The following is a 23,049-nucleotide window of genomic DNA, read 5'->3' as shown; positions in this document are numbered from 1 at the left end:
CCTCACCTCCGGCCGTCGGCTCACAGACCCGCGAGCTGCGGGGTGTGGACGTCCAGCGGTGGCCCGTCGAGCGCACCGAGGCCGATCAGCGACGGACTCCTGCCGATCAGCCGGTCGGCGAGCGACCGCGCGATGAGCGGCGCGAACTTGAAGGATGTGCCACCGCAGGCCGCGTAGGCGAATCCCGCGCCGCCGAGGGCGACCAGCAGCGGGCCGCCGGTCTCCGCGAAGGACGAGTAGTAGGCGTCCTTCGCCGCGGTGACCCAGGCCGGGCCGAAGCCGGGCAGGATGTCGCCGAACTCCTTCTCCAGCTTGCGCTGCCAGTACGGGTCGGTGGCGTAGTCGGTGATCCCGTCCACCACGCGGCAGGCGGTCGCCGAGGTCAGTTTGAGGGCCGTACCCGCCACCGGCGGGATCAGCCAGGCTCCGCCCCCGGTGCCCAGGGCCGGTATGGCCGGTGTGGCCGCCCAGGCCTGCGACTGCTGCCGGGGCACCCGGCAGTAGAGGAGGGACTGCCGGTACAGCGTCAGCCGCTCGGAGATGCTCGGCGGCAGCAGGTCCCGGGACCAGGGGCCCACGGCCACGAGCACCGCGTCGCTGCGCAGCACGCGCCCGTCCACCAGCCGTACGCTGCCGCTCTCGCCGTCGACGGCGGTCACGGCGCGGTGCTCGATCAGCTCGATGCCCCGCTGCCACTTCAGCCAGCCGACGCACGCGGCGAGCACCCGTTCGGCGAGCAGCACGCCCGCCTGGTCCTCCAGTACCGCGCCGAGGCCGCCGCCCACGTGCAGGTGCGGATAGCGATCGGCCAGGCCGGCCGCCGTGAGTTCCCTGGCGGTGCCTCCGGCGTCCTCCAGCATCGCGGCCGCGTCCGCGGCCGCCGCGGGGGGCAGCACGGTGAGCGAGCCGACCTGCTCGTAGAACCGCGTCAGGAACAGCTCCTCCAGTTCGACCCAGCGGCGGTGCGCACGCAGTGCGGCCGCCGTGGTCCGCGGGTCCGCGGGGTGCAGGGCCCGCAGGATCCGGTGCTGGTCGAAAGAGGTGGCTCTGCTGTGCGGGATGGGGCCCTGGTCCACGACCGTGACCCGGTGTCCGTCGAGCACGCATTCGACCGCCGTGAGCAGGGCGATCACTCCGCCGCCCACTACTGTCACCCTCGCCGACATCACACACCTCCCTTCCGTTTTCGTTGGGCCGACGGGTCAGCGCTCGAGGACGATCGTGGTCAGTGCGGCCGCCTTGGCGAGGGACTCCTCGCAGCTCAGGACGGTGTCGCCGGCGCAGATGAGGTTGGCGTACCGGCTGAGGTAGCCGTCGGGCGGCAGCAGCAGCGAGACGCCCGGCGCCACCATCACGTTCGTCTCCAGCAGCCCCGGTACGTCCGCCGTGGCGGGTACGTCGACCGAGCGGACCGTGCCGTTCTCCGGCGGGTACAGGAAGCGGATCCCCACGGTGCGGGACTCGGTCGGGGTCCACTCGGGGCGGACGCCGGCGGCCACTTCCGCGGCCAGTTCCCCGGGCTCCACGCCGGTGGCGAGGCTGCCGAGGTAGGGGATGAGGTCACCGCCGAGGCGGGCGTTCACCTCGATGATCACCGGGCCGCGGGTGGTGAGCTTCACCTCGGTGTGCGTGATCCCGTAGCCGATGCCCAGTTCCCGGTGGGCATCCCGGAGGATGCCCAGCAGTTCCGCGTCGGCGAGGAGCGGGTCGGTCGCGCTGACCACGTGCCCGGTCTCCTCGAAGTAGGGCGCCAGGCCCACTTCCTTGTGCGCGAGGAAGAGCGGGGTCCAGGCACCGTCGAAGACCACTCCGTCGATGCTGATCTCGGGGCCCATCACGCACTCCTCGACCAGCACCCCGCCCTCGTAGTCGCTGTTCCCGCCGCGGCTGGCGGCGTCCGCCACCTCGAAGGCCGGCCGGACCCCGGCCGCGTCGTCGACGCGGATGACGCCGATGCTCGCGCCCATGCCGCGGGGCTTGAGGACCACGGGGTAGCCGAAGGAGTCGGCCGTGGCCAGGGCGGCCTCGGCGTCGGTCACGTAGGCGAAGTGCGGCTGGGGCAGCCCGGCGGCGGTCAGCAGCTGCCGGGTGTTGTGCTTGTTGCGGCAGTTGTCCGCGCCCCGGGAGGTCAGACCGGGCAGTCCGAGCCGCTCGGCTATCAGCGCGGTGGTCACCACGAGCGTCTCGTCGTAACTGAACACGCCCACCACTCGGTGCTCGGCGGCCACCGCCTCGGCGGCCCTGATCAGTCCTTCCGTGTCGGGCACCAGGCGTTCGCGGTCGAGCAGTTCCACCGTGGTGGAGCCGAGTACGTACTGCTCCTGCCAGGTCGGGTCGACCGCGTCCAGGATCCAGATCGGGCGGCGCCGGGCGGCGCCCGCGAGCAGGTACTCGCGGTAGGCGCGCTGTCCGCTGCCGACCAGGATCACCACGCCGTCGTCGGTCGGGTTGGCGTCATCAGTCATCTTCGTCACCTCGCGGAGTGGGTCAGGACCCGGTCGCCGGCCGTCGCGATCGCCGCGAGCTGCGGCTGGGCGATGGCCAGGTAGTCGGGGGTGGACAGGGCCACGGAGCGGTCCAGGCGGGCCGCGTTGAAATAGATCTCTTCGGTGAGGATCAGTCCCTCGTCGACGACGAGGTGCAGATCGGGGTGGAAGCTGAGCGGCATCACCGTGCCGCAGACGCTGCCGGCCAGGCGCTCGGCGATCTCGGGCGTGGCGAACGCCGTCCGCCCGCCGCCGAACAGTGCGGCGACCGCCTCCAGGTCGACCTGCCGGTCTCCGGGAACCACCGCGAGCACGTACTTGCCGACCCGCTTGGTGATGCTCACGCGCACGACGATGCACTTGGCGGCCTGGTCCAGCGAGTGGCCGCGCAGGACGCTCGCCAGGTCCGTCCGGCCCTCGGCCGGATGGTCGATCAGCCGGTACCGGGCGTGATTGCTGTCGAGGAGGTCGATCAACCGCTGGTACATCAGAGCACCTCGCCGACGTAGTGCCAGTCCTCGGGATTGATCAGTCCGAAGGGGTTGACCGGAGCCACGCCCTTCAGGTTGTTGGCCACTTCCAGCAGCCGGAAGGGGAAGTTGGGCATCCAGATCACCGGTACCTGCTGCGCTATGTAGTCCTGGTAGGCGTACAGGTCCGCCAGGTCGTCGCTGACCACGGTGCGCGCGATCAGCTCGTCGGCCTTCGGGTCGCTGTAGCTGCCGAAGTTCACCGAGGAACCGGTCGAGTAGAGCGCCTCACCGGTCGGGTAGAAGCCGGGACCGTAGCCCCAGCCGCCGTTCCAGTCGCTGAACTCCCACAGGCAGGGGCTGTCGGGGCCCGGGGTGCAGGTGGTGTCCTCCAGGACCAGGACGCTGGCCTCGACCTCGGTCAGCACGATCTCGATGCCGGCCTCGGCGGCGTCGGCGGCGAACTTGCGCATGACGGCGGTCAGCGTCTCGTGCCCCTGGGCGTACCGCATCGAGAACCGCAGCGGGGTGCCGGCCGGGATGCCCTCGCCCGCCTGTCCGGGGCCGGTGCCCTCCCGGACACAGAGAGCCGGGGTGGAGCTGGTGTCCCAGCCGTTCTCGGTCAGGAAGGCACGGGCCTTCTCGACGTCGAAGGGGTACGGGTCCCCGTGCGCGGCGGGCGAGAGCAGCGGGCTGTCGGGCAGGGCCGGGATCGGCCCGGTGGTCGGGTAGCCGTAGCCCTTGTAGACGTCGCGGATGGCGCCCCGGGAGTCGAGGCAGGACTGCAGGGCCTGGCGGAAGTAGAGCTGCTTGAAGATCTTTCCGGCAACGGTGGGGTTGTTGAAGTTGATCGGGAAGTAATGAATCTTGTAAGTGAGCTGGGGGACGAGGTCGTAGTGCTCACCGAGCGGGTTGGGCCCGCCGAACAGCGGGTCCTCGGCCGGCTCGGTGACCTCGTCGAAGGGCAGGAAGCCGATCTGCACGCCGTCCAGGGCCTCGGGGCCGCGGCGGAGCATCTCGTACTGCTCGGTGTCGGAGCCGGTGGGCACCAGCCGGAATTCGTCGAGGTAGGGCTTGTCGGTGCCGGAGTAGCTCTCGTTGGGTACCAGGACGGCCTCTCCCGAGACCCCGTCGATGGTGTAACTGCTCAGCTTCCAGGGTCCGTTGACAACACTCCAGACGGGGCTGGTGTCCCAGCTCTTGCGCTCGTCGTTGCAGGCCCGCAGGTAGGCGTAGACCGCGGAGGCCTGCGCCGGGTCGTGGGTGGCGTCGGCCGGCCGGTCGTCGCCGGTGCGGTCCCAGGCCTTCGGCAACGGGGTGATGGTGCTGAACTGGTTCATCAGCACCCAGTTGTGCGAGTAGGCGCGGTCGAAGGTGAAGCTCACCTTGTCCTCGGCGACCTTCTCGTAGCCGGCCAGGTTGTCGGGGAAGAAGCCCGGCGTGTAGCCGCCGAAGCTGTCTTTCTCGGCCTCCAGGAGGTGCATCCACAGCATCACGTTGTCGGCGTTGACGCTCTCGCCGTTCGACCACGCATAGGGCTTGATCGTGATCGTCGCCGTGCGGCCGTCCTCGCTCCACTGCGGGGGCTCGGCGAGGCTGCGCTCGTAGTCGACCGTCGGCTGGCCGCCGGTGCCGTACCAGTACAGCGGCCGGTACATCAGGGTCTGGAACTCGTGCAGGTTGGCCACCCCGTAGTACTCGCCCGGGGTGAACGGGAAGATGAAGACCGGGCTGAAGCCGCTGGTGCAGGCCCAGGTCACGCTGCCCCCGCGGAGCGGGGTGATGGGCGGGGTCATGTCCTTACCTCCTCCAGTGCGGATTCACCGCTGTCCGAGTGGGCTCCGTAGCGCTCCCAGCGCTCGTTGAGCCGGATCCGTCCGTCGTCCAGGAACTCGGGGGTGCTCCAGCACCGCCCGGCGATCACCTCGCCGTCTGCGAGGACCATCGTGTAGGCGAATTCGAGGTTCCCGTCGGACTCCACCCGCCCGTTCAGCGAGCCCCGGCGGACGGGCCCTCCGTCGAAGTCGGCCCAGAGCAGGTCGCCTTGCTGGCGGTAGTGGCCGATGGGGGCGTCCTCGCCCGCCGGGTAACCGGTGTTGCGGAAACTTCTGCCGTCGTAATCGATCACGGGCGTCGTATCTCCTGAGTGATGCATTTGACCGCGCCACCGGCCTTCAGCAGTTCGGACATGTCCACGCCGTGCGGCTCGAAGCCACGGGCGCGCAGCTCGTCGATCAGGTGGGTGGCGGTCTCCGTCACGACCACGTTCAGTCCGTCGCTCACCGCGTTCAGACCGAAGGCATCGGCGTCCTCGCGGGTGGCGAGGATCGCGTCCGGGTACAGCTCGCGCAGTACCTCCCGGCTCTCCTCGGAGAAGGCGGCCGGGTAGTACGCCACCAGGTCCTCGTCGAGGACGAACAGCGCGGTGTCCAGGTGGTAGAAGCGGGGGTCGGTCAGGGTGAGGCCGACCACCGGCAGGCCGAAGAACTCGCGGAGCTCCTCGTGCGCGCCGGGGTCGCTGCGGAATCCAGCGCCTGCCAGGATCCGCCGGCCGGCCGGGGCGAAGTCGCCCTCGCCCTCGTTGACGTACCGCGGGACACGGACCTCGGTGTAGCCCCGGTCCTCGAACCAGGCCCGGTGCGCGTCGGCCTCGGCCGCCCGCTCCTGGTGGCGGAACTTCGCGATCAGCACCTTGCCGTCGACCACGGTGGCGCCGTTGGCGGAGAACACCATGTCCGGCAGGCCCGGCACCGGGTCGATGAAGGAGACCTCGTGCCCGAACCCGAGGTACAGGTCCCGGATCCGCTCCCACTGGGCGAGCGCCAGGCCGGCGTCCATCGGCTTGTCGGGGTTCATCCACGGGTTGATCGCGTAGGTCACCTCGAAGTGGGTCGGCCGGCACATCAGGTAGTGCCGCTTGGTGGCCGTACGCCGCGGGGTCTCACCCATGCTCCGGCCTCATCTCGGTGCGGATGCGGCCGGCCGCGACGTGCGCGGTGGTCAGCGCCTCCGTCAGGGAGGTGCCGGTGGCGCCGATGAAGCCGAGGATGTTGTTGCCCGCCGGCGGGCGCTTGATGACGGTCCCCGCCGCGGCCGTGATCTTGAGGAAGAACAGCGCGGGGTCCTCGGCCACCTCGGTCGGCACCTCGATGGACTCGACCGTTCCCGCCCCGCTGATCAGGCACATCGCGGCCGTGTGCACACCCGTCGGCGCGTAGTGCGAGACGTCCGGCTCGGTGCCCCGGGCCACGTCCACCACGCACTGGATGGGGTCGTGACCGGCGCTGATCCGCGCCATGTGGTCGAGTCCGCCGCCGCCGGGGCGGATCGCTATCTCCAGGATGAAGGGCTTGCCCCGGTGGAACCTCACCTCGGCGTGCAGCACGGACCGGCGCAGTCCCTGGGCGTGGGCCGCGTCCCGGACCACCTCGTGGACCGCGGCGATCTGCTCGGGGGTCAGGGAGCTCGGCGCGTGGTGGACGTCGTCGTCGAAGGTCCCGCTCTCGACGGTGATGCGGTCCACGATGGAGCCGAGGTAGACCTCGTCGTCCCAGGCCAGCGCCTCGATGAGGTGCTCGTGGCCGTCGAGGTAGCCCTCGACGATGATCCCGTTCGGGCCCAGGTCCAGTCCGTCGGCCTCCATCAGGGCCCAGGTCATGGTCTCGATGCCCGAGGTGGCGTCCGTGAAGCGGGCCCGCATCTCCTCGGGGTCGTCGACCTTGAACACGAAGTTGCTGGCGGCGCCCAGGGTGGGCTTCAGGATCAGCGGGTAGCCGAGCTCCTCACCGGCCGTCAGGGCGGCCTCGATGTCGGGGGCGTACCGGAAGCCGGGGTGCGCCGCGCTGCCGCGCTCGTGGGCCTGGCGCATGAGCAGCTTGTTGCGGCTGGTCCGGGCGGCCTCGAAGCCGATGCTCGGCAGGCCGAGGGCTTCGGCGACGACCGCCACCGTGACGACCCCGGACTCCGAGAAGGTCAGGACCCCCTCGAATTCCTCCTCCGCGTGCCAGACCTTGGCGGCCGTGACGATGTCCTCGATGTGCTTGGAGCCGGCGATCCGGTAGCGGTCCGCGTCCCAGAAGTCCTCCGTGCCGATTCCGTTGAGGACGTGGACGTCGGCCCCGAGGGCCTCGATCTGCTGGTAGCGCGAGACGTAGTAGGTGGCGTTCTGGCTGGCTTCGATCGCGAGCAGCTTCATCGGTGCCGACCCCCCTCAGACCTTGGCCGGGACGGCTTCGGCCGGAGCGGCCTCGGCGACGGTCTCGGTGACGGGCTCGGACAGGACCTCGGCGGCGGGCTCGGACACGATCTCGGCGGCGGCCGCCGCGGCCTCGGCGGCGGCGACCTCACGGTCGTGCTGGCGGAGCGAGATGACGGTGAGGGTGGCGATGACGACGACCAGGACGGAGAGGGCGTAGAAGCCGTTCTTCACGTTGGTGGAGTCGACCAGGAGCGAGATCAGGACGACGGCGGTGGTGCCGGCCGCGAGGCCGAAGGCGTTGGTGGCACCGAAGACGAAGCCGGTCTTCTCCTCGGGCGCCGCGCTCATCAGGGCGGTACGGGCCGAGATGCGGGCCACGCAGAAGGCGATGGCGGCGAAGGGGATGACGGCCATCATCGCGTAGAGGTGGATGGACTCCATGGACAGGAGCACCGCGAAGGCGAGGTAGCCGATCAGGGCGGTCTTCAGCACCGTGGCCTTGGAACTGATCTTCTTGAAGGCCCAGGCCGCGAACAGCGCACCGATGCCGAACAGGGCGTCGACGATGCCGAGGTAGCCGGCGTTGGACTTGAAGCCGTCGATGACCAGGACCAGCATGATGCTGTTGCCGACGATGATGACGATGTTGCCGATGATGTAGAGCAGCGCGAGACGGGCCAGCGGCGGGCGGGTGCCGGACGCGGCGGCCTTGGCTGCGGCGGCGGCCTTGGCCGCGGCCTCCGGGGCGCTGATGGCCTGGCCGGCCGGACGACGGCCGATGAAGAACAGCAGGGCGGCGGAGAGCAGGAACGTGATCGCGTTGAAGTAGAAGAGCGACGTGGTGCCGACCCACACGATCACCCAGCCGCCGAGGGCCGCCGAGGCGAGCGTGCCGGCCTGGATGGCGATCTCGGCGTTGCCGTTGAACTGGGCGAGCCGGGACTCCGGGATGCGCTCCTTGATCAGGGCGTTGCTGGCCGGGAAGAAGAGCGCCGCGGAGATCGACAGGATGAAGCTGGCGACGTAGCTGACGGTCGAGGGGTTGCCGCCGAGCAGCAGCCAGATCGGCAGGCCGATCGCGGCGGCCGCGCTGGCCAGGTCGGAGACCATCGCCAGGGTGCGGCGGTCGAAGCGGTCGGCGAGCTTGCCGAAGAACAGGGAGAGCGCCACCTGCGGGATGGTGACGGCGATCATCAACCAGCTCACCGCGAGCATGGTGTTGGCCTCGGTGAAGACCAGGTAGGAGGCGGCGGTGAGCTGGATGCCGTTGCCCAGGTTGGTGATGAAGGTCGCGGGGATGAGCAGTCGTTCTGCCCGATTGGGACGGGGCGGGGCGATGGTGGACACAGTGCTCCTCGGAGATCAGGTTCGGATGACGGCCGGCTCGGCCACGGGCGCGAACGCCCCGACCGCGGTGGACAGGAGGGGGAGTCGCAGCGGAGCGACGGGGTCGGCGGCGAAGGCGTCGGCCGGAAGGGTCAGGTCCGCCCCGGCCCGCTCGGCACGGGCCGCGACGTCGACGAGCAGCGGAGCGGCGCACGCGGTCAGCGTCCGGACGGCGAGGATCAGGTCGCCGAGGTCGCTCGGGACGTCCATCGCCACGCGGTCCGCCTGCTTCAGCAACCGGTCGAGGTGCACGACGATCAGGTCCGCCGCACGGTGGAGGCTGAAGCTCTCCAGCTCGTAGTGGGAGCGGAACCGGTCCACGACGATCCCCGCCTGCTCGGCGCCCGTCTCGGAGACCGGCAGCAGCGCGTCCGCCGGAACTGCGGCGAGCATCTCGTCCAGCCTGCCCGCGAGCCGGTTCCACGGCTCGACCAGCCGGGAGGAGGACAGGCTCTCGAGCGCCTCACGGCTGAAGTTCGTACGCGAGTGCTCGGGCGCGGTCAGCGCCAGGTAGAAGCGCACCAGGTCGCGCGGCACCTCGGCCACCAGATCGGCGGCCCAGACCACGTGGCCTTTACTCGTTGAGAACTTCTGGTTCTCCAGTTCGTAGAACTCGTTCGACACGATCGCGTGGGGCTCGACGTACCGGTCGCCGTGCGCCATCAGCAGGGCCAGGTGCGTCATTCCCCAGAAGTAGACGTTGTCGAATCCGAGGAAGTACACGAGGTCGATGCCGTGCTCGGACAGCCAGTGCTCGTCGAACCGGTCGGTGTGCTCGCCGAGCTGCTCGGCCGCGTACCAGGTGCAGTACATCGAGGCGGCCATGCCCTCGGCCCAGGCGTTGAGGACCTGGCCCGGCGTCTCGGTGAAGGGTGCCGGGATGCCCCATGCGGTGGGATAGGTGATCGGGAAGTCCGGCAGCGGGCGCTCCAGCGCCTCCCGGATGAGCTGCGCGGTGTGCGGGCGCAGCACGTCGCGGTGCCGGACGTAGTAGTCGGCGAGCCGGTCCCGGTACTCCTCCATCGGCAGGACGAGGATCTGCGCCTCGCGGTGCGTGACCACGGCGGCCGGGTCGACGGTGGAGCGGGGGCGCAGCAGTTCGTCGAAGTTGTTGGGGTGCCCGCAGGACTCGCAGAGCCCGCCGCGGCTCTCCACGAGGCACACCGGGCAGTCGCCGGCGACCAGACCCTCCATCAGGTATTCGCCGGTGGCCTCGACGTACGGCAGCAGCACGGTCTTCAGGCGAAAGGCGCCGTCGCTGTGGAGGTCGGTGACGAAGTCGATGACGGTCTGTCGGTAGCCCTTGTCGAAGGGGGCGAAGCCGTCGACGGAGATGCCGGCCGCCTCCAGGGTGGCGCGGATCTGCGTCGCGGAGCGCAGGGCCAGTTCCTCCGGGGTCAGTCCGGCGCGGGCGGCGCTGGACACCACGTAGGTCTGGCTGTCGTCGGTACCGCTGGTGAAGATCACCGGGCGATCCGATGCCCGCAGGTAGCGTGCGTACACATCGCCCGCCAGGTACGGGCCCGCCAGGTGCCCGGTGTGCAGGTCCCCGTTCGGGGTCGGCGGCGGCGCGATGATGACCGTGCGGCGTGTCATGCCTGGGCTCCTTCGTGGCGAGCTGCGAACCGCTGTGTCATGTCGAGGTCCCACCACACGCTGTACATCTCGAAGTCCGCGTCGGACTCGTTGATCACCCGGTGTTCGGAGCCCGGGGTGAAGTGGACGATGTCCCCGGTCACGAAGGGCTTGCGGACGCCCTGCGACTCCAGGACGGCGGAGCCGGCGACGGCGATGAAGATCTCGTACTCGTGGTGGGCGTGGGCCGTCGATGCGGTGCCGGGGCGGATCACGCACCAGGACCCCTCGAAGGGCGCGTTGAGCTCGGGCCAGGGCAGCAGCCGCTGGGCGTCCAGTCCGTTCTCGTGCGTCAGTCCGTCGCGGTCGAGTTGCTTGGTGAGCATGTGGGTCGGTCTCTCCTCGTCAGGCGGGTACGGCTCGTGAGGGGTGCGCGGTGCTCAGACCGCGCCGGCGAGCGCGAGCTCTCGCAGTTCCGGGACCTCGACGGAGCGGGTCCCGCGGTGCGCGAGGATGTCCTCGGTGATCTCGGCGGAGCGGCCCGCGAGCACGCTGAGCAGCGAGTCGGCGATGCCGTGGGTGGCCTCGTTGACGCCCTGCAGGTAGCAGGCGGCGGTCGTCGGGCGGCCCAGGTCGAGCCGGTAGTGACGGCTCACGTTGATCTCTTCGAGGCCGATCGACTGCGCGAGGGCCTTGACCGCCCACGGCATCTCGCGGACGAATCCGGTGCCCAGCAGCACCAGGTCCGTGCGCATCTCCCGCTCGGCGCCCGACTTGCGGTCGACGAGGGTGAGGACGACCTCCTCGCCGTCCATGCGGGCGGCGGTGACGTCCGTCATCGGGTGGAGCGCCAGACGCTCCTGGCCGGAGCGGCGGTCCTGGTAGAACTGCCGGTACAGGCCGTCCAGCGTGGCGGGGGAGAGACCGCCGTAGTTGGAGCGGTACATCTCGCCGAGCAGCTGCTGGCGCGCCTCGGGCGAGGAGCCGTAGAACTCGTCGATGAAGGACGTGTAGTACAGCTCGTTGGTGAACTTGCTGCTCTCGTAGCCGTTCAGGCCGATGGAGCGCATGATCATCGTGGGCTTGCACTCGGGCAGGTCCCGCAGCGCGGCGCCGAACAGCTCGGCCGCGCTCTGGGCGCCGCCGATCACCGCGACGCGGTGCGGCAGATCGGCCCGCACGTCGGCGATGCGCTGCGTGTACTGGGTGCTGTGGATGACGCGCTCGGCCGGCAGACCGTCGAACACGGCGGGAACGTGGGCGTCGCGGCCCGCACCGATGACGAGGTAGCGGCAGCCGATGGTGTCGCCGTCGGCCAGGGTGACGAGCCAGCCGGAGAGCTCGCCGTCGTCGCCCGTGACCGCCTCGACGCCGGCGCATTCACGGCCGTATTCGACCTTCACCGTGTCGAGTTCATCGGCGACCCATTGCAGGTATTCGGATATCTCGCTGCGGTAGGGAACAAAACTCGCCAGGTTGACGAAGGCGTCGAGGCGCTCCTGGGAGTGCAGGAAATTGACGAAGGAGAATCTGCTGCGCGGATTGCGCATGGTGACCAGGTCCTTGAGGAAGGAGACCTGGCTGAGCGCGTCGGGCAGCAGCATGCCTCGCTGCCACACGATGTCCTGCTCGCGCTCGATCAGCAGGGTGTCACCGGCCAGCTCGGGTGCGAGCTCCTCGACGGCGACCGCCAGCGCCAGGTTCGCCGGGCCTGCACCGACTGCGAGCAGTTCGACATTGCGATGCGCCATGGAAGTACCTCCAGATGGAACAGGTGGACAGGTTCGTACGGTCAGGCAGGACGGTTCGCGTCCTTGCGTTGCCTCCCGGGTGATGTCCACATTCCACGGCAGCCCCCGATTGCCCGGAAGGCATCTCGGCCACGGACAATCAACTCGGCCGGGGTCCCGGCAGGAGGGTTGATTGGCCTGTGTTCGCTGTTACTTCCGGTCAATCCGGGGCGCCATTTCCATTGGCCCCAGTGATCAGTTGCGTCACACGCATCCGACTGGCCGAAACATCCCTCGGACAGTCGGGCTTTCCTCGAAACCCCATGAGAAGGAGCCCTCGTGCCGCTCACCGAGCCCATCACCCCTGCCGGCGCGCTCTTCCGTTCCGAGAGCCCCACGCGGGTCGCCACGCGCCGCCGTCTGCTGATGTGCCGGCCCCGGCACTACGACGTCACGTACTCGATCAACCCGTGGATGAACCCGCAGCACGCCACCGACAACGCGCTCGCCGTCAGCCAGTGGGAGGGCCTGCGCGACCTGTACCTCGAACTCGGCCACGTGGTCGAGGAGATAGATCCGATCGAGGGCCTGCCCGACATGGTGTTCGCGGCCAACGGCGCCACCGTCGTCGACGGCAAGGTCTTCGGGGCCCGGTTCCGGCACGCGGAGCGCACCGCCGAGGGGCCCGCCTACCTGCGGTGGCTGGAAGGCCGCGGCTACACGGACACGCTGTGGCCCGAGTTCGTCAATGAGGGCGAGGGGGACATCCTCACCGTCGGCCGCCGCCTGCTGGCCGGTACCGGCTTCCGCACGGACCCGCGGTCCCACGCGGAGGCGCAGGAGTTCTTCGGCCTGCCGGTCACCTCACTGACGCTGGTGAACCCGGAGTACTACCACCTGGACACCGCGCTCTCCGTGCTGTCGGAGGACGAGGTCATGTACTACCCGGCGGCCTTCTCGCAGGGCAGCCAGGCCGTACTGCGCGCCATGTTCCCCACGGCGATCCTGGCCACGGCCGAGGACGCGGCCGTCTTCGGCCTCAACGCCTTCTCCGACGGCCGCCACGTGCTCCTGCCGGCCGCTGCCACCGGCCTCCACGCCAAGCTGCGGGCCCGCGGCTTCGAGCCGATCGGGGTCGAGCTCTCCGAGCTGCTCAAGGCCGGCGGCAGCGTGAAGTGCTGCACGCTGGAACTGCGCGACCGCTGAGCACGGGAAGACCCTCCTGACCGCCGACGCGCGGATCAGGGGGGTCTTCGGCTTCGCAGGGCGCGCCCGGCCGGCACGGCCCAGGAGCGGACGGCGAAGCGGCTCCCGTCGGCCGTCTCCACATCCACCCCGTCGGCCCGGCGGCGCGGTGCCCCTGCGGGACCGGGGTCGGTCAGAGGTTGGCGCCGATCAGGTCCAGCAGGCCGGGGAAGCGATGGTCCAGGTCCGCGCGGCGCAGGGTGGCCGCCCGGCTGTTGCCCCGGTCCACCTGTTGCACCAGGCCCGCCTCGCGCAGGATCCGGAAGTGGTGGGTGATCGTCGACTTCGAGACCGGGAGGTTGAAGGACGCGCAGGTGCGCGCCGTGCCTTCCGGTTCCCTGAGCAGGGCGCCCACGACTGCGTAGCGCAGGGGGTCGGAGAGCGCGTTCAGCACGGTCAACAGGCTCATCTCCTCGCGGGAGGGGTGGCCATCCTCGTCGGGCATCGCGCCCTCCTTCCTGAGGTACGGATTGCATCATACCTCTCATCTGTGCCAGCTTAAGGTTCGATGTAAACCGAACCTGGTCGCATGCCGGCCGGGCCGAGCCTGGAGTAGTGCCCACATGAGTACGCAGACCACCTCGTCGGCCGCGCCACCCGTGCAGGCGGAAGGGCAGCCGGGTCGCACCCTGACCCTGGCCGCCGTGCTCCTCGCCGTGTTCGTCGTCCCGATGTCGATCTCCGGCACGGCCGTCGCGCTCCCGGACATCGGGGCCGACACCCAGGCAGGCCTCGCCCCCCTCCAGTGGGTGGTGAACGCCTTCAACGTGGCCTTCGCCTGCTTCACCCTCGTCTGGGGCTCCATCGCCGACATCGTCGGCCGGGTCAAGGCCTTCGCCGCCGGCGCCGCCGTCTACGCCGTGGCCTCGCTGGCCAGCGCGCTCGCCACCAACGTGCTGTGGCTCGACGGCGCCCGCGCACTCGCCGGCATCGGCGGCGCGGCGATCTTCTCCTGCGGCGCGGCGCTCATCGCGACCGTGTTCGACGGCCCGGCGCGCGCCAAGGCCTTCGCCCTGTTCGGCACCGTCGCGGGCGTCGGCGTGGCGATCGGCCCCTCGCTGGCCGGCGTACTCGTCCAGGGCCTCGGCTGGCGCTGGGTGTTCGCGGTGCACGCGGTAGCCCTGCTCCTCGTGCTCCTCGCGGTGCCCGCCATCGCCAAGGCCATGTCGGCCGACGGCGGCAGCGGTACCGGCATCGACGTACCGGGCAGCGCGCTGTTCGTCCTCGCCATGGTCCTGCTGACCACCGCCATCGTGCAGGGCTCGCAGTGGGGCTGGGGCAGCCCGGGCGTACTGGGGCTGTTCGCCGGCGCGGTCGTGGTCCTCGCGGTCTTCGCCGTGGTCGAGAACCGCCGCGAACACCCCATGCTGGACCTGAGCGTGCTGCGCAACCGGCGCTTCGTCGGTCTGTGCCTGGTGCCGGTCGCCGCTTCCTTCGGGTTCGTCACCGTGCTGACCTACCTCCCGAGCTACCTGACCGCGGCCACCGGCCGGGACACCGGCGCCGCCGGCCTGATCATGCTGCTGCTCACCGCCCCCGTACTGATCTGCCCGATGCTCGCCGCCAAGCTGGTCACCCTGGGAGTCTCCGCGCTCACCCTCATCTACGTCAGCCTCGCCTGCCTCGTCGTCGGCGACCTCGCGCTGACCCTCTTCTCGCCCGACGTGAAGATCCTCGTCGTCGCCCTGCCGATGCTCGTCACCGGCGCCGGCATGGGCCTGTCGGCGGGCCTCGTCGACGGCCAGGCACTGGAGCTGATCGACCCGGCCAAGGCCGGTATGGCGGCCGGCTTCCTCAACACCCTGCGCCTGGGCAGCGAGGCCATCGCCGTGGCCGTGTACGGCTCGGTCCTCGCCACCGTGCTCGGCACCCGCATCGAGGACGGCATCGGCGACCACCCCGGCGCCGCGCAGGCGGACCAGGTCGCCGACCAGGCCGCGGGCGGCGACTTCGCCCGGGCCACCGAGCTCTCCGGAGCGGTGGACACCGAGGCCTTCACCCACTTCCTCGCCCAGTCCTACGACTCCGCCTTCCGCACCGTCCTGTGGGGACTCGCCGCGGTCTGCGTCGTCCTGTGCGCCGTCATCGCCACCCTGCTGCGCGGCGGCACCGCCAAGAACGGGACCTGACCTCCCCGGGGGACACGGCCGCTCCCGTGTCCCCCACCCGATCCACGCGACACCAGGCCCATCGGCATGCTCGTCGCCGCCGAACCCGGGCACCACGGTGTGTCCGCCCTGCTCGGCCTGGCGCGGCCGACCGACCCGGACGGCATGCCGTACGGCTGGCACCGCACCCCGCGCGGCTGGCCGGTCGCCGGCGTCAACCCGTACGGGCACAGCCGGTTCATCACCATCGACGTCCGCGGCTGCCGCTCACCGCGGACGACGGGCCGACCGACCTGACCCCGGCTGCTGCCGGCGGGCCGGCCCCTGCTGCCCCGCCCCGTCCGGACCCCCAACCCCGGATCCCGGACCGAGTTCCCGCGGCCGGCCCCGATGCGCGCCGTTGTCCGCCGTGGCCCGTTCAGGCCCACCGGCGGAGGGGCCGGGGGGACCCTGGGCCGGCCGGACGGGCCGCTGAGCCACCCCAGGGCACTGGCGGGACCGCCCCCGATGGAACGAAAAAATGCCCTCCGACACTGCGTTTCCGCAGGTCGGAGGGCATTTGTCTGTGGAGCCTAGGAGATTCGAACTCCTGACATCTGCCTTGCAAAGGCAGCGCTCTACCAACTGAGCTAAGGCCCCATGGAAGTGGACGCACCCCTCCCGCGCGGGAGGTGAGGTCGTTCCGCAGAACAGAGTACCGGGTGTACCCCCTCATCTCGCAAAATGATAGGGACTCCCGCCGTGCGACCACTCTCCGTAAGATGCTCGCGAGGTTCGCACCAGCGAAGGGGAGTAGTAAGAGTGGACGCAGTACAACAAGAGGCCACGGCCAGAGCCAGAGAGCTTCAGCGCAGTTGGTACGGGGAGCCGCTGGGAGCGCTCTTCCGCCGGCTCATAGATGACCTCGGCTTGAACCAGGCCCGCCTCGCTGCCGTCCTCGGACTGTCGGCGCCCATGCTGTCCCAGCTGATGAGCGGCCAGCGAGCCAAGATCGGGAACCCGGCCGTGGTCCAGCGCGTCCAGGCCCTCCAGGATCTCGCCGGCCAGGTGGCCGACGGAAGCGTCAGTGCGGGGGAGGCCACCGACCGGATGGACGAGATCAAGAAGACCCAGGGAGGATCCGTCCTCAGCAACAGCGGCCAGACCACCACCAGCTCCGGCGCACCCACGGTCAAGCGGGTCGTCCGCGAGATCCAGTCGCTGCTGCGCTCGGTCTCCGCGGCCGGCGACATCATCGACGCGGCGAACACCCTCGCCCCCAGCCATCCGGAACTGGCAGAGTTCCTCCGGGTGTACGGCGCGGGCCGCACCGCGGACGCGGTCGCCCACTACGAGGCCCACCAGAACTGACACGCACGAGGGCGGACAACGGGTGACGGGGGACGGGCACAGCGATGGGTGAGGTCTTCGCCGGTCGGTACGAACTGATCGATCCGATCGGACGCGGGGGCGCGGGCGCCGTGTGGCGCGCCTGGGACCACCGCCGTCGCCGCTACGTCGCCGCGAAGGTCCTCCTGCAGAGCGACGCCCACACGCTCCTGCGGTTCGTACGGGAGCAGGCGCTGCGGATCGACCATCCGCACGTACTGGCGCCGGCCAGCTGGGCGGCCGACGACGACAAGGTCCTCTTCACCATGGACCTGGTCGGCGGCGGCTCGCTCGCCCATGTGATCGGGGACTACGGGCCCCTGCCGGCCCGTTTCGTGTGCACCCTGCTCGACCAGCTGCTGTCGGGACTGGCGGTGGTGCACGCGGAGGGCGTGGTGCACCGCGACATCAAACCGGCCAACATCCTGATGGAGGCCACCGGAACCGGGCGGCCGCACCTGCGGCTGTCCGACTTCGGCATCTCCATGCGCAAGGGCGAGCCGCGGCTGACCGAGACCGACTACGTGGTCGGCACGCCGGGCTATTTCGCCCCCGAGCAACTCCTGGGCGCCGAGCCCGACTTCCCCGCCGACCTCTTCGCCGTGGGACTGGTCGCCCTCTACCTCCTGCAGGGCCGCAAGCCCGATTCCCAGGCCCTGGTGGAACACTTCCTCGCCCATGGCACCCCGGGCGCACCCGAAGGCGTTCCGACCCCCCTCTGGGACGTCATCGCCGGCCTCCTGCAGCCGGACCCCCAGAGCCGCTTCCGGACGGCCACAGGGGCGCGCAAGGCCCTTGCCGAGGCCGTGGAGCTGCTGCCGCCGCCCGCCCCGGACGAGGATCCGGTGGAGGTGTTCGACCAACTCGGCCCGCTGCCCGCCGGATTCGGCCCGCAGGGACCGCCGGCCCGGCCGGACCGGCCCGACCCGCGGGGCACGGCCCCGGCGACCCCGCAGGCGCCGGTCCCCCTCGCCGCCCCGGCCTCCGCCTCCGCGCCGTCCCCCGCCTCCGCCTCCGCCTCCGTGACGGTGGCCGCGGAGCCCACCCGGACCGACCCGCGCGGAACGGCGCAGACCGCCCCGACGTCTCCTTACCCCGCCCCTCCCGCCGTCCCGGCGCAGGTGCCCGCGTACGGGCCCTCGGAGACCGGCAGCTTCCACCTGTCGCCGCCCACCGTGCCGGTTCCCGCGGCCCCCGCCGGGCCGCCGGTCCGGGCGGGCGGCCGGATCGCCCCGCCCCCGCCGAAGGCGGTGGCCTCGCTCCTCGCCGCGGCGCTGCTCTGCTTCGCGGTGGGCGTCTGGGCCCTCACCCAGCTGTAGCCCCGCGCCCGCGCCGCCCGAGCACCGTCCAGCCACCCAGCACCAGCAGGAGCACCGTCCCGGCGCCGAGACCGGCGCCCGCCACGACCCGCATCGCCCGGTGCCGCTCCGCGGCCTCGGCGGCCTCGGGGGCGGTGAGCCCCTCCTGTGCCGCGGCCCGGTCCTCGTCGCCGACGCCGAAGCCTCCCGCGGCCGGACTGCCCTTGTACGCGGGCGCCTTGGCCGGCGCACCGGCCACCTCCAGGCGCAGGGTCAGCGGCACGGGCGCGGCGTCCTCGGTGAACTCGGCGACCTTCGCGCCCATGGTCACCGCGACGTAGTACCAGCCCGCGAGGGACACCGGCTGCACGGACCGGTCACTGGCGAACCGGTTCTCGTAGGCGACGGGCGGGGTCTTCTCGAAGGTGACCCCGGCCTGCTTGCCGTCGTACGAGGTGTCCTTGTCGGAGATCAGCCCCCGGTACGGGCTGTAGAGCGAGACGGTGAGCCCGCCCGAGGCGGAGCCGTAGCTCTTGGTCATCTTCGCGGCGGCCAGTTCGGCGCTCAGGCCCAGCTGCTGCCCCCAGTCCACCGGGACCCGGTAGTAGCGGGTCTGGCCGGGCCGCATCTCGTCGCGCCACACGCCTGCCCCCAGGGCCCGGGCGTCGTTGAAGCCGGTGCCGCCGGTGCGGGCCACCGGCTCGGACCCGGGCAGCGCGGGGGCTCCCGAGGGCCAGCTGCTGGGCGCGGTGGTGGGGACGGCACCCGCGCCGCGGCCCGGCTCCCGCTGGACCTTGATCTCCAGCGGCCACGGGCTCTGGTCGTAGCCCTTGGCCGACGTACGGGTGACCTTGGCGTAGTACACGCCCGCCGGCGCGCAGTCCGCGTCCTCCGCACCCCACCGGACGCCGGCCGCGCCGATCGGGTAGGCGTCGTAACCGAAGTTCGCCCGGCCGGTGCTGCCCGGGCAGGAGCGTCCGGCGGTGGTCATGATCTCCACCTCGATGCCGTCGCTGCCGGAGACCTTCGCGCCCGCCGCGGGCCGGACCACCGCGGAGACGTAGACATTGGACTCGTCCTTGTCGAGGACGAGCCGGTACACGCGGTCCCCCGGTCCGAGCGTGTCCGCGTAGACGCTCCCGGCCTCGATCAGCGGGGCGTCCGCCGTGGAGGGCTTGCCCTCGACCGCTCTGGCTCCGTCGGCGGCCCGGTAGGTCGGCAGGGGCCCGGGCGCGGCCCCCTCGGCGTACGCGACACCGGGCAGGCCCGCTGCCAGCCCCAGGGCCGCCGCCCACACTGTCGTCCGTCCCCGAACCATCACGCCCACCCCGAGTTTGCTAGCGCAAGCAAAATCTTTTCATAACGGAAGTTTTCGTCACAGAACAGCACAAAGCCCCGGCCGCAGCGGCAGCCGGGGCTTCATGAGATCAGCCTTGGGTCTCACACACCGGAACCAGAGGGCACGGAGTCAGTTGCCTCCGTCCACAGGTCCTGCTCGGCGCGGTCCGCCTGGATCTGGCGGTACACGAGGAGCCCGCCGATGGCGGCCAGTGCGACCAGGAGCAGCTTCTTCACCGCGCGACCTCGTCTTTCGTTGACGTAGGGGACTTCTGGCAGCCAACAATACACACCGACCGATATCCGATCGGCGGCCTTTCGAGCGGCACAGCCCGCCAACTGGCCCAACGACAAAGACCCCCAGGCCTTGGCCTGGGGGTCTTCGACACTGTGGGGCTAACAGGATTTGAACCTGTGGCCTCATCCTTATCAGGGATGCGCTCTAACCAACTGAGCTATAGCCCCATCCGCGCTGCGCGCTGACTCCTGAAGATTAGCGCACAGACCCGGTCAGGCCAAAATCCGTTGCCCAGAGGCGTCTGCGCAGGTCATCCGACCCGTCGCGGGCGCTCCTCCGGAGGACCTACTCGTCCTCGGCGAGCGTCAGCTCCACACCGCCGACGAAGCCCGCCGACAGGTTGTAGATGAACGCGCCCAGCGTCGCCAGTGCCGTCGCCAGCACCACGTCGATCACCGCGATGACCGACGTGAAGATCAGAACGCGCGGCAGCGACAGGAACGACTGGAGGTCGAAGCCGTTGCCCTCGTTCGAGCCGGTCGCCTCACTGATCGTGCCGCCGACGGTCGAGAAGACGCCCATCGCGTCCATGACCATCCACAGCACCACCGCCGCCACGATCGTGCAGATGCCGAGCGCGATCGACAGCAGGAAGCTGACCTTCATGACCGACCACGGGTCGGCCTTGGCCACCCGCAGCCGCGCCTTGCGCGTCCGGGGGGCCGTACGGACCCCCGGGCGCGGCTTGCGCTGCGCACCGCCACCCGTGCCACCCCGCGGCGTCCCCGGGCCCGAGGGCGCCGTGTAGGCCTGCGGCGGGTGGTACGGCTGTGCGGGCTTGTCCTCGCCGGTGTCCGCGCCGGCCGCCGGCTGCGGTCCTCGGGTGTCCGTCACGGTTCCCCCTTGGGAGTCCGCGGCGGGGCCACGGGCACCGTTCGCTCCAGTCTTGGCCGGTCCGGCGCCCGTGGCTCCACTCACGACTTACTCCTCGTGCTCCCCGGCCGAAGGCTGCGTGCCCTCGGCGGCCTCGGCGGCCTGTCCGTCGGCCACCTCGGTCTCGTTCTCATCGGCCTCGACCTCGTCAGCTTCCTGACCGGCCTCGGCGTTGCGCGCGATGCCGACCACGGCATCCCGCTTCCCCAGGTTGATCAGCTGGACGCCCATGGTGTCACGGCCGGTCTCCCTGACTTCGTTGACGCGCGTACGAATCACACCACCGCCGAGCGTGATGGCGAGAATCTCGTCCGTCTCGTCGACCACGAGCGCCCCGACGAGCGATCCGCGGTCCTCCACGATCTTGGCGGCCTTGATACCCAGGCCGCCACGGCCCTGGACGCGGTACTCGTCGACCGGTGTCCGCTTGGCGTAGCCGCCGTCGGTCGCGGTGAAGACGAACGTACCCGGCCTCACAACGCTCATGGAGAGCAGTTCGTCACCTTCACGGAAACTCATGCCCTTCACGCCCGAGGTGGCGCGGCCCATCGGGCGCAGCGCCTCGTCGGTCGCCGTGAAGCGGATCGACTGCGCCTTCTTGCTGATCAGCAGCAGGTCGTCCTCGGCGGACACCAGCTCCGCGCCGATCAGCTCGTCATCGCTGCCGTCCCCGGTCTCCCGGAGGTTGATCGCGATGACGCCGCCGGAGCGGGGCGAGTCGTAGTCCTTGAGCGCCGTCTTCTTCACCAGGCCGCCCTTGGTGGCCAGGATCAGGTAGGGCGCCGCCTCGTAGTCGCGGATCGCGAGGATCTGCGCGATCTTCTCGTCCGGCTGGAAGGCCAGCAGGTTCGCCACGTGCTGCCCGCGGGCGTCGCGGCCGGCGTCCGGCAGCTCGTACGCCTTGGACCGGTAGACCCGGCCCTTGTTCGTGAAGAACAGCAGCCAGTGGTGCGTGGTGGAGACGAAGAAGTGGTCGACCAGGTCGTCCTGCTTCAGCTTGGTGCCGCGCACACCCTTGCCACCGCGCTTCTGCGAGCGGTAGTCCTCGGTCTTGGTGCGCTTGACGTAGCCGCCGTGCGTGATCGTGACGACGATGTCCTCTTCGGCGATCAGGTCCTCGATGGACATGTCACCGTCGAAGGGCACCAGCTTGGAACGCCGGTCGTCGCCGAACTTCTCGACGATCGCCGCCAGTTCCTCGCTGACGATGGTGCGCTGGCGCGACTCGGAGGCCAGGATCGCGTTGTACTCGTTGATCTTGGCCTGGAGCTCGTCGTGCTCGGCGACGATCTTCTGGCGCTCCAGGGCCGCGAGGCGGCGGAGCTGCATCTCCAGGATCGCGTTCGCCTGGATCTCGTCGATCTCCAGGAGGCCCATCAGGCCCTCGCGCGCGATCTCGACCGTGTTGCTGCGCCGGATGAGGGCGATGACCTCGTCGATCGCGTCCAGCGCCTTGAGCAGACCGCGCAGGATGTGGGCGCGCTCCTCCGCCTTGCGCAGGCGGAACTTCGTGCGCCGGACGATGACCTCGATCTGGTGCGTCACCCAGTGGCGGATGAAGGCGTCGATCGACAGCGTGCGCGGCACGCCGTCCACCAGCGCCAGCATGTTCGCACCGAAGTTCGTCTGCAGCTCGGTGTGCTTGTAGAGGTTGTTCAGCACGACCTTCGCGACGGCGTCCCGCTTCAGCACGATCACCAGGCGCTGGCCGGTCCGCGACGAGGTCTCGTCACGGACGTCGGCGATGCCGCCGACCTTGCCGTCCTTGACCAGGTCCGCGATCTTCTGCGCGAGGTTGTCGGGGTTGGTCTGGTACGGGAGCTCCGTGACCACCAGGCACTGGCGGTTCTGGATCTCCTCGACCTCCACCACCGCGCGCATCGTGATGGAGCCGCGACCGGTCCGGTACGCCTCCTCGATGCCCTTGCGGCCCACGACCAGGGCGCCCGACGGGAAGTCGGGGCCCTTGATCCGCTCGATCAGCGCGTCCTGGAGCTCCTCGTGCGTGGCCTCGGGGTGCTCCAGCGCCCACTGCGCACCGGCCGCGACCTCGCGGAGGTTGTGCGGCGGGATGTTGGTCGCCATGCCGACGGCGATGCCGGCGCTGCCGTTGACCAGCAGGTTCGGGAAGCGCGCCGGAAGGACCGTCGGCTCCTGGTTGCGGCCGTCGTAGTTGTTCTGGAAGTCGACGGTCTCCTCGTCGATGTCCCGGAGCATCTCCATGGCCTGCGGCATGAGCTTGCACTCGGTGTAGCGCATCGCGGCCGCCGGGTCGTTGCCCGGAGAGCCGAAGTTGCCGTTGCTGTCCACCAGCGGCATGCGCATCGACCACGGCTGGGCCAGGCGGACCAGGGCGTCGTAGATCGAACTGTCACCGTGCGGGTGGTAGGTACCCATGACGTCGCCGACGACACGGGCGCACTTGTAGAAGCCCTTCTCGGGCCGGTAGCCGCCGTCGTACATCGCGTACAGCACGCGGCGGTGCACCGGCTTGAGGCCGTCCCGCACGTCCGGCAGGGCGCGCGAGACGATGACGGACATCGCGTAGTCGAGGTAGGAGCGCTGCATCTCCGTCTCGAGCCCGACGGGCTCGATGCGCAGCACGGGCTGCTCCTCCGCGGCATTCTCAGCGTTCTCTGCGGTGGGGGTGGTTTCGTCGGCCATTGCTGGTCAGAA

The 23,049-nt window shown here is 70.4% G+C and carries 21 protein-coding genes and 2 tRNA genes; 5 read left to right on the top strand and 18 right to left on the bottom strand.

Annotated features, from left to right (window positions below; all coding sequences use genetic code 11):
• Positions 1-20 precede the first annotated feature (20 nt).
• The 11 genes from IE257_RS27320 to IE257_RS27270 are packed head-to-tail and all read right to left on the bottom strand — an operon-like array spanning position 21 to position 11,866.
• Positions 21-1,166 (bottom strand): NAD(P)/FAD-dependent oxidoreductase, encoded by a 1,146-nt coding sequence (locus IE257_RS27320; protein WP_189972549.1) that lies wholly within the window; start codon positions 1,164-1,166, stop codon positions 21-23.
• A gap of 36 nt (positions 1,167-1,202) precedes the next feature.
• On the bottom strand, positions 1,203-2,465 hold the full coding sequence (locus tag IE257_RS27315) for an ATP-grasp domain-containing protein (RefSeq protein ID WP_189972548.1): 1,263 nt from the start codon (positions 2,463-2,465) through the stop codon (positions 1,203-1,205).
• Between the two features lie 5 nt (positions 2,466-2,470).
• On the bottom strand, positions 2,471-2,974 hold the full coding sequence (locus tag IE257_RS27310) for a YbaK/EbsC family protein (protein WP_189972547.1): 504 nt from the start codon (positions 2,972-2,974) through the stop codon (positions 2,471-2,473).
• On the bottom strand, positions 2,974-4,752 hold the full coding sequence (locus IE257_RS27305) for an ABC transporter substrate-binding protein (protein WP_189972546.1): 1,779 nt from the start codon (positions 4,750-4,752) through the stop codon (positions 2,974-2,976). Before IE257_RS27305 ends, IE257_RS27310 begins: the two co-directional genes overlap by 1 nt.
• Entirely contained in the window at positions 4,749-5,084 is a 336-nt protein-coding gene (locus tag IE257_RS27300; protein ID WP_189972545.1) for an avidin-fold protein, read from the bottom strand. The genes IE257_RS27305 and IE257_RS27300 overlap by 4 nt, the downstream gene beginning before the upstream one ends.
• Positions 5,081-5,905, bottom strand: a complete 825-nt coding sequence (gene ddaH / locus IE257_RS27295; RefSeq protein ID WP_189972544.1) for a dimethylargininase — start codon at positions 5,903-5,905, stop codon at positions 5,081-5,083. Before ddaH (IE257_RS27295) ends, IE257_RS27300 begins: the two co-directional genes overlap by 4 nt.
• Complete coding sequence (locus tag IE257_RS27290; protein ID WP_189972543.1) at positions 5,898-7,151, bottom strand: ATP-grasp domain-containing protein; 1,254 nt, start codon at positions 7,149-7,151, stop codon at positions 5,898-5,900. Before IE257_RS27290 ends, ddaH (IE257_RS27295) begins: the two co-directional genes overlap by 8 nt.
• 15 nt (positions 7,152-7,166) lie before the next feature.
• A complete protein-coding gene (locus IE257_RS27285; protein ID WP_189972542.1) occupies positions 7,167-8,501 on the bottom strand; it encodes an MFS transporter in 1,335 nt (444 codons plus the stop codon).
• Positions 8,502-8,516: 15 nt separating this feature from the next.
• Positions 8,517-10,136, bottom strand: coding sequence for a class I tRNA ligase family protein (locus tag IE257_RS27280; RefSeq protein WP_189972541.1), 1,620 nt, complete (start codon positions 10,134-10,136; stop codon positions 8,517-8,519).
• Positions 10,133-10,501 carry a cupin domain-containing protein gene (locus tag IE257_RS27275; RefSeq protein ID WP_189972540.1) on the bottom strand — a complete coding sequence of 123 codons (369 nt, stop codon included), beginning with the start codon at positions 10,499-10,501 and terminating at the stop codon, positions 10,133-10,135. Before IE257_RS27275 ends, IE257_RS27280 begins: the two co-directional genes overlap by 4 nt.
• A gap of 54 nt (positions 10,502-10,555) precedes the next feature.
• Positions 10,556-11,866: a SidA/IucD/PvdA family monooxygenase gene (locus tag IE257_RS27270; protein WP_189972539.1), complete on the bottom strand. Its 1,311-nt coding sequence runs from the start codon at positions 11,864-11,866 to the stop codon at positions 10,556-10,558.
• Between the two features lie 318 nt (positions 11,867-12,184).
• On the opposite strand from IE257_RS27270, the gene ddaH (IE257_RS27265) reads away from it, so the two are divergent.
• Positions 12,185-13,051, top strand: coding sequence for a dimethylargininase (ddaH, locus tag IE257_RS27265; protein WP_372453116.1), 867 nt, complete (start codon positions 12,185-12,187; stop codon positions 13,049-13,051).
• 172 nt (positions 13,052-13,223) lie between these two features.
• Here the strand turns inward: ddaH (IE257_RS27265) and IE257_RS27260 are convergent, their stop codons facing one another.
• Entirely contained in the window at positions 13,224-13,535 is a 312-nt protein-coding gene (locus IE257_RS27260; RefSeq protein ID WP_189972538.1) for an ArsR/SmtB family transcription factor, read from the bottom strand.
• 118 nt (positions 13,536-13,653) lie between these two features.
• On the opposite strand from IE257_RS27260, the gene IE257_RS27255 reads away from it, so the two are divergent.
• Positions 13,654-15,219, top strand: coding sequence for an MFS transporter (locus tag IE257_RS27255; protein ID WP_189972537.1), 1,566 nt, complete (start codon positions 13,654-13,656; stop codon positions 15,217-15,219).
• A 66-nt stretch (positions 15,220-15,285) separates the two neighbouring features.
• Positions 15,286-15,495 carry a hypothetical protein gene (locus IE257_RS27250; protein WP_189972536.1) on the top strand — a complete coding sequence of 70 codons (210 nt, stop codon included), beginning with the start codon at positions 15,286-15,288 and terminating at the stop codon, positions 15,493-15,495.
• 269 nt (positions 15,496-15,764) lie between these two features.
• Here the strand turns inward: IE257_RS27250 and IE257_RS27245 are convergent.
• A tRNA-Ala gene (locus IE257_RS27245) sits at positions 15,765-15,837 on the bottom strand.
• A 162-nt stretch (positions 15,838-15,999) separates the two neighbouring features.
• Between IE257_RS27245 and IE257_RS27240 the strand changes: the two genes are divergently transcribed.
• Together IE257_RS27240 and IE257_RS27235 are read left to right on the top strand one after the other, a co-directional pair.
• Complete coding sequence (locus IE257_RS27240; RefSeq protein WP_030012999.1) at positions 16,000-16,548, top strand: helix-turn-helix domain-containing protein; 549 nt, start codon at positions 16,000-16,002, stop codon at positions 16,546-16,548.
• A gap of 44 nt (positions 16,549-16,592) precedes the next feature.
• Complete coding sequence (locus IE257_RS27235) at positions 16,593-17,885, top strand: serine/threonine-protein kinase (protein ID WP_189972535.1); 1,293 nt, start codon at positions 16,593-16,595, stop codon at positions 17,883-17,885.
• Here the strand turns inward: IE257_RS27235 and IE257_RS27230 are convergent.
• The 5 genes from IE257_RS27230 to gyrA form a co-directional block, all read right to left on the bottom strand.
• Entirely contained in the window at positions 17,872-19,182 is a 1,311-nt protein-coding gene (locus IE257_RS27230) for a hypothetical protein (RefSeq protein WP_189972534.1), read from the bottom strand. The two genes, IE257_RS27235 and IE257_RS27230, sit on opposite strands and share 14 nt — an antisense overlap.
• A gap of 122 nt (positions 19,183-19,304) precedes the next feature.
• A complete protein-coding gene (locus IE257_RS38580) occupies positions 19,305-19,439 on the bottom strand; it encodes a DLW-39 family protein (protein ID WP_208809277.1) in 135 nt (44 codons plus the stop codon).
• 154 nt (positions 19,440-19,593) lie between these two features.
• Positions 19,594-19,667 (bottom strand) — tRNA-Ile (locus IE257_RS27220).
• Between the two features lie 118 nt (positions 19,668-19,785).
• Positions 19,786-20,334: a DUF3566 domain-containing protein gene (locus IE257_RS27215; protein WP_030383916.1), complete on the bottom strand. Its 549-nt coding sequence runs from the start codon at positions 20,332-20,334 to the stop codon at positions 19,786-19,788.
• 87 nt (positions 20,335-20,421) lie between these two features.
• Complete coding sequence (gene gyrA, locus IE257_RS27210) at positions 20,422-23,037, bottom strand: DNA gyrase subunit A (RefSeq protein ID WP_189972533.1); 2,616 nt, start codon at positions 23,035-23,037, stop codon at positions 20,422-20,424.
• Positions 23,038-23,049: the final 12 nt, after the last annotated feature.

The organism is Streptomyces avidinii, assembly GCF_014650695.1.
Taxonomy (GTDB): Bacteria; Actinomycetota; Actinomycetes; order Streptomycetales; family Streptomycetaceae; genus Streptomyces; species Streptomyces avidinii.
The sequence above is the reverse complement of the archived record's forward strand: the minus strand, read 5'-3'. Positions and strand labels throughout refer to the sequence as shown.

Bases quoted from the DNA above. Each gene is read 5' to 3' on its own strand.
- IE257_RS27320 (WP_189972549.1), bottom strand. From the start codon at position 1,166: ATGTCGGCGAGGGTGACAGTAGTGGGCGGCGGAGTGATCGCCCTGCTC.
- IE257_RS27315 (WP_189972548.1), bottom strand. From the start codon at position 2,465: ATGACTGATGACGCCAACCCGACCGACGACGGCGTGGTGATCCTGGTC.
- IE257_RS27310 (WP_189972547.1), bottom strand. From the start codon at position 2,974: ATGTACCAGCGGTTGATCGACCTCCTCGACAGCAATCACGCCCGGTAC.
- IE257_RS27305 (WP_189972546.1), bottom strand. From the start codon at position 4,752: ATGACCCCGCCCATCACCCCGCTCCGCGGGGGCAGCGTGACCTGGGCC.
- ddaH (WP_189972544.1), bottom strand. From the start codon at position 5,905: ATGGGTGAGACCCCGCGGCGTACGGCCACCAAGCGGCACTACCTGATG.
- IE257_RS27290 (WP_189972543.1), bottom strand. From the start codon at position 7,151: ATGAAGCTGCTCGCGATCGAAGCCAGCCAGAACGCCACCTACTACGTC.
- IE257_RS27280 (WP_189972541.1), bottom strand. From the start codon at position 10,136: ATGACACGCCGCACGGTCATCATCGCGCCGCCGCCGACCCCGAACGGG.
- IE257_RS27275 (WP_189972540.1), bottom strand. From the start codon at position 10,501: ATGCTCACCAAGCAACTCGACCGCGACGGACTGACGCACGAGAACGGA.
- IE257_RS27270 (WP_189972539.1), bottom strand. From the start codon at position 11,866: ATGGCGCATCGCAATGTCGAACTGCTCGCAGTCGGTGCAGGCCCGGCG.
- IE257_RS27260 (WP_189972538.1), bottom strand. From the start codon at position 13,535: ATGCCCGACGAGGATGGCCACCCCTCCCGCGAGGAGATGAGCCTGTTG.
- IE257_RS27255 (WP_189972537.1), top strand. From the start codon at position 13,654: ATGAGTACGCAGACCACCTCGTCGGCCGCGCCACCCGTGCAGGCGGAA.
- IE257_RS27250 (WP_189972536.1), top strand. From the start codon at position 15,286: ATGCTCGTCGCCGCCGAACCCGGGCACCACGGTGTGTCCGCCCTGCTC.
- IE257_RS27235 (WP_189972535.1), top strand. From the start codon at position 16,593: ATGGGTGAGGTCTTCGCCGGTCGGTACGAACTGATCGATCCGATCGGA.
- IE257_RS27230 (WP_189972534.1), bottom strand. From the start codon at position 19,182: ATGGTTCGGGGACGGACGACAGTGTGGGCGGCGGCCCTGGGGCTGGCA.
- gyrA (WP_189972533.1), bottom strand. From the start codon at position 23,037: ATGGCCGACGAAACCACCCCCACCGCAGAGAACGCTGAGAATGCCGCG.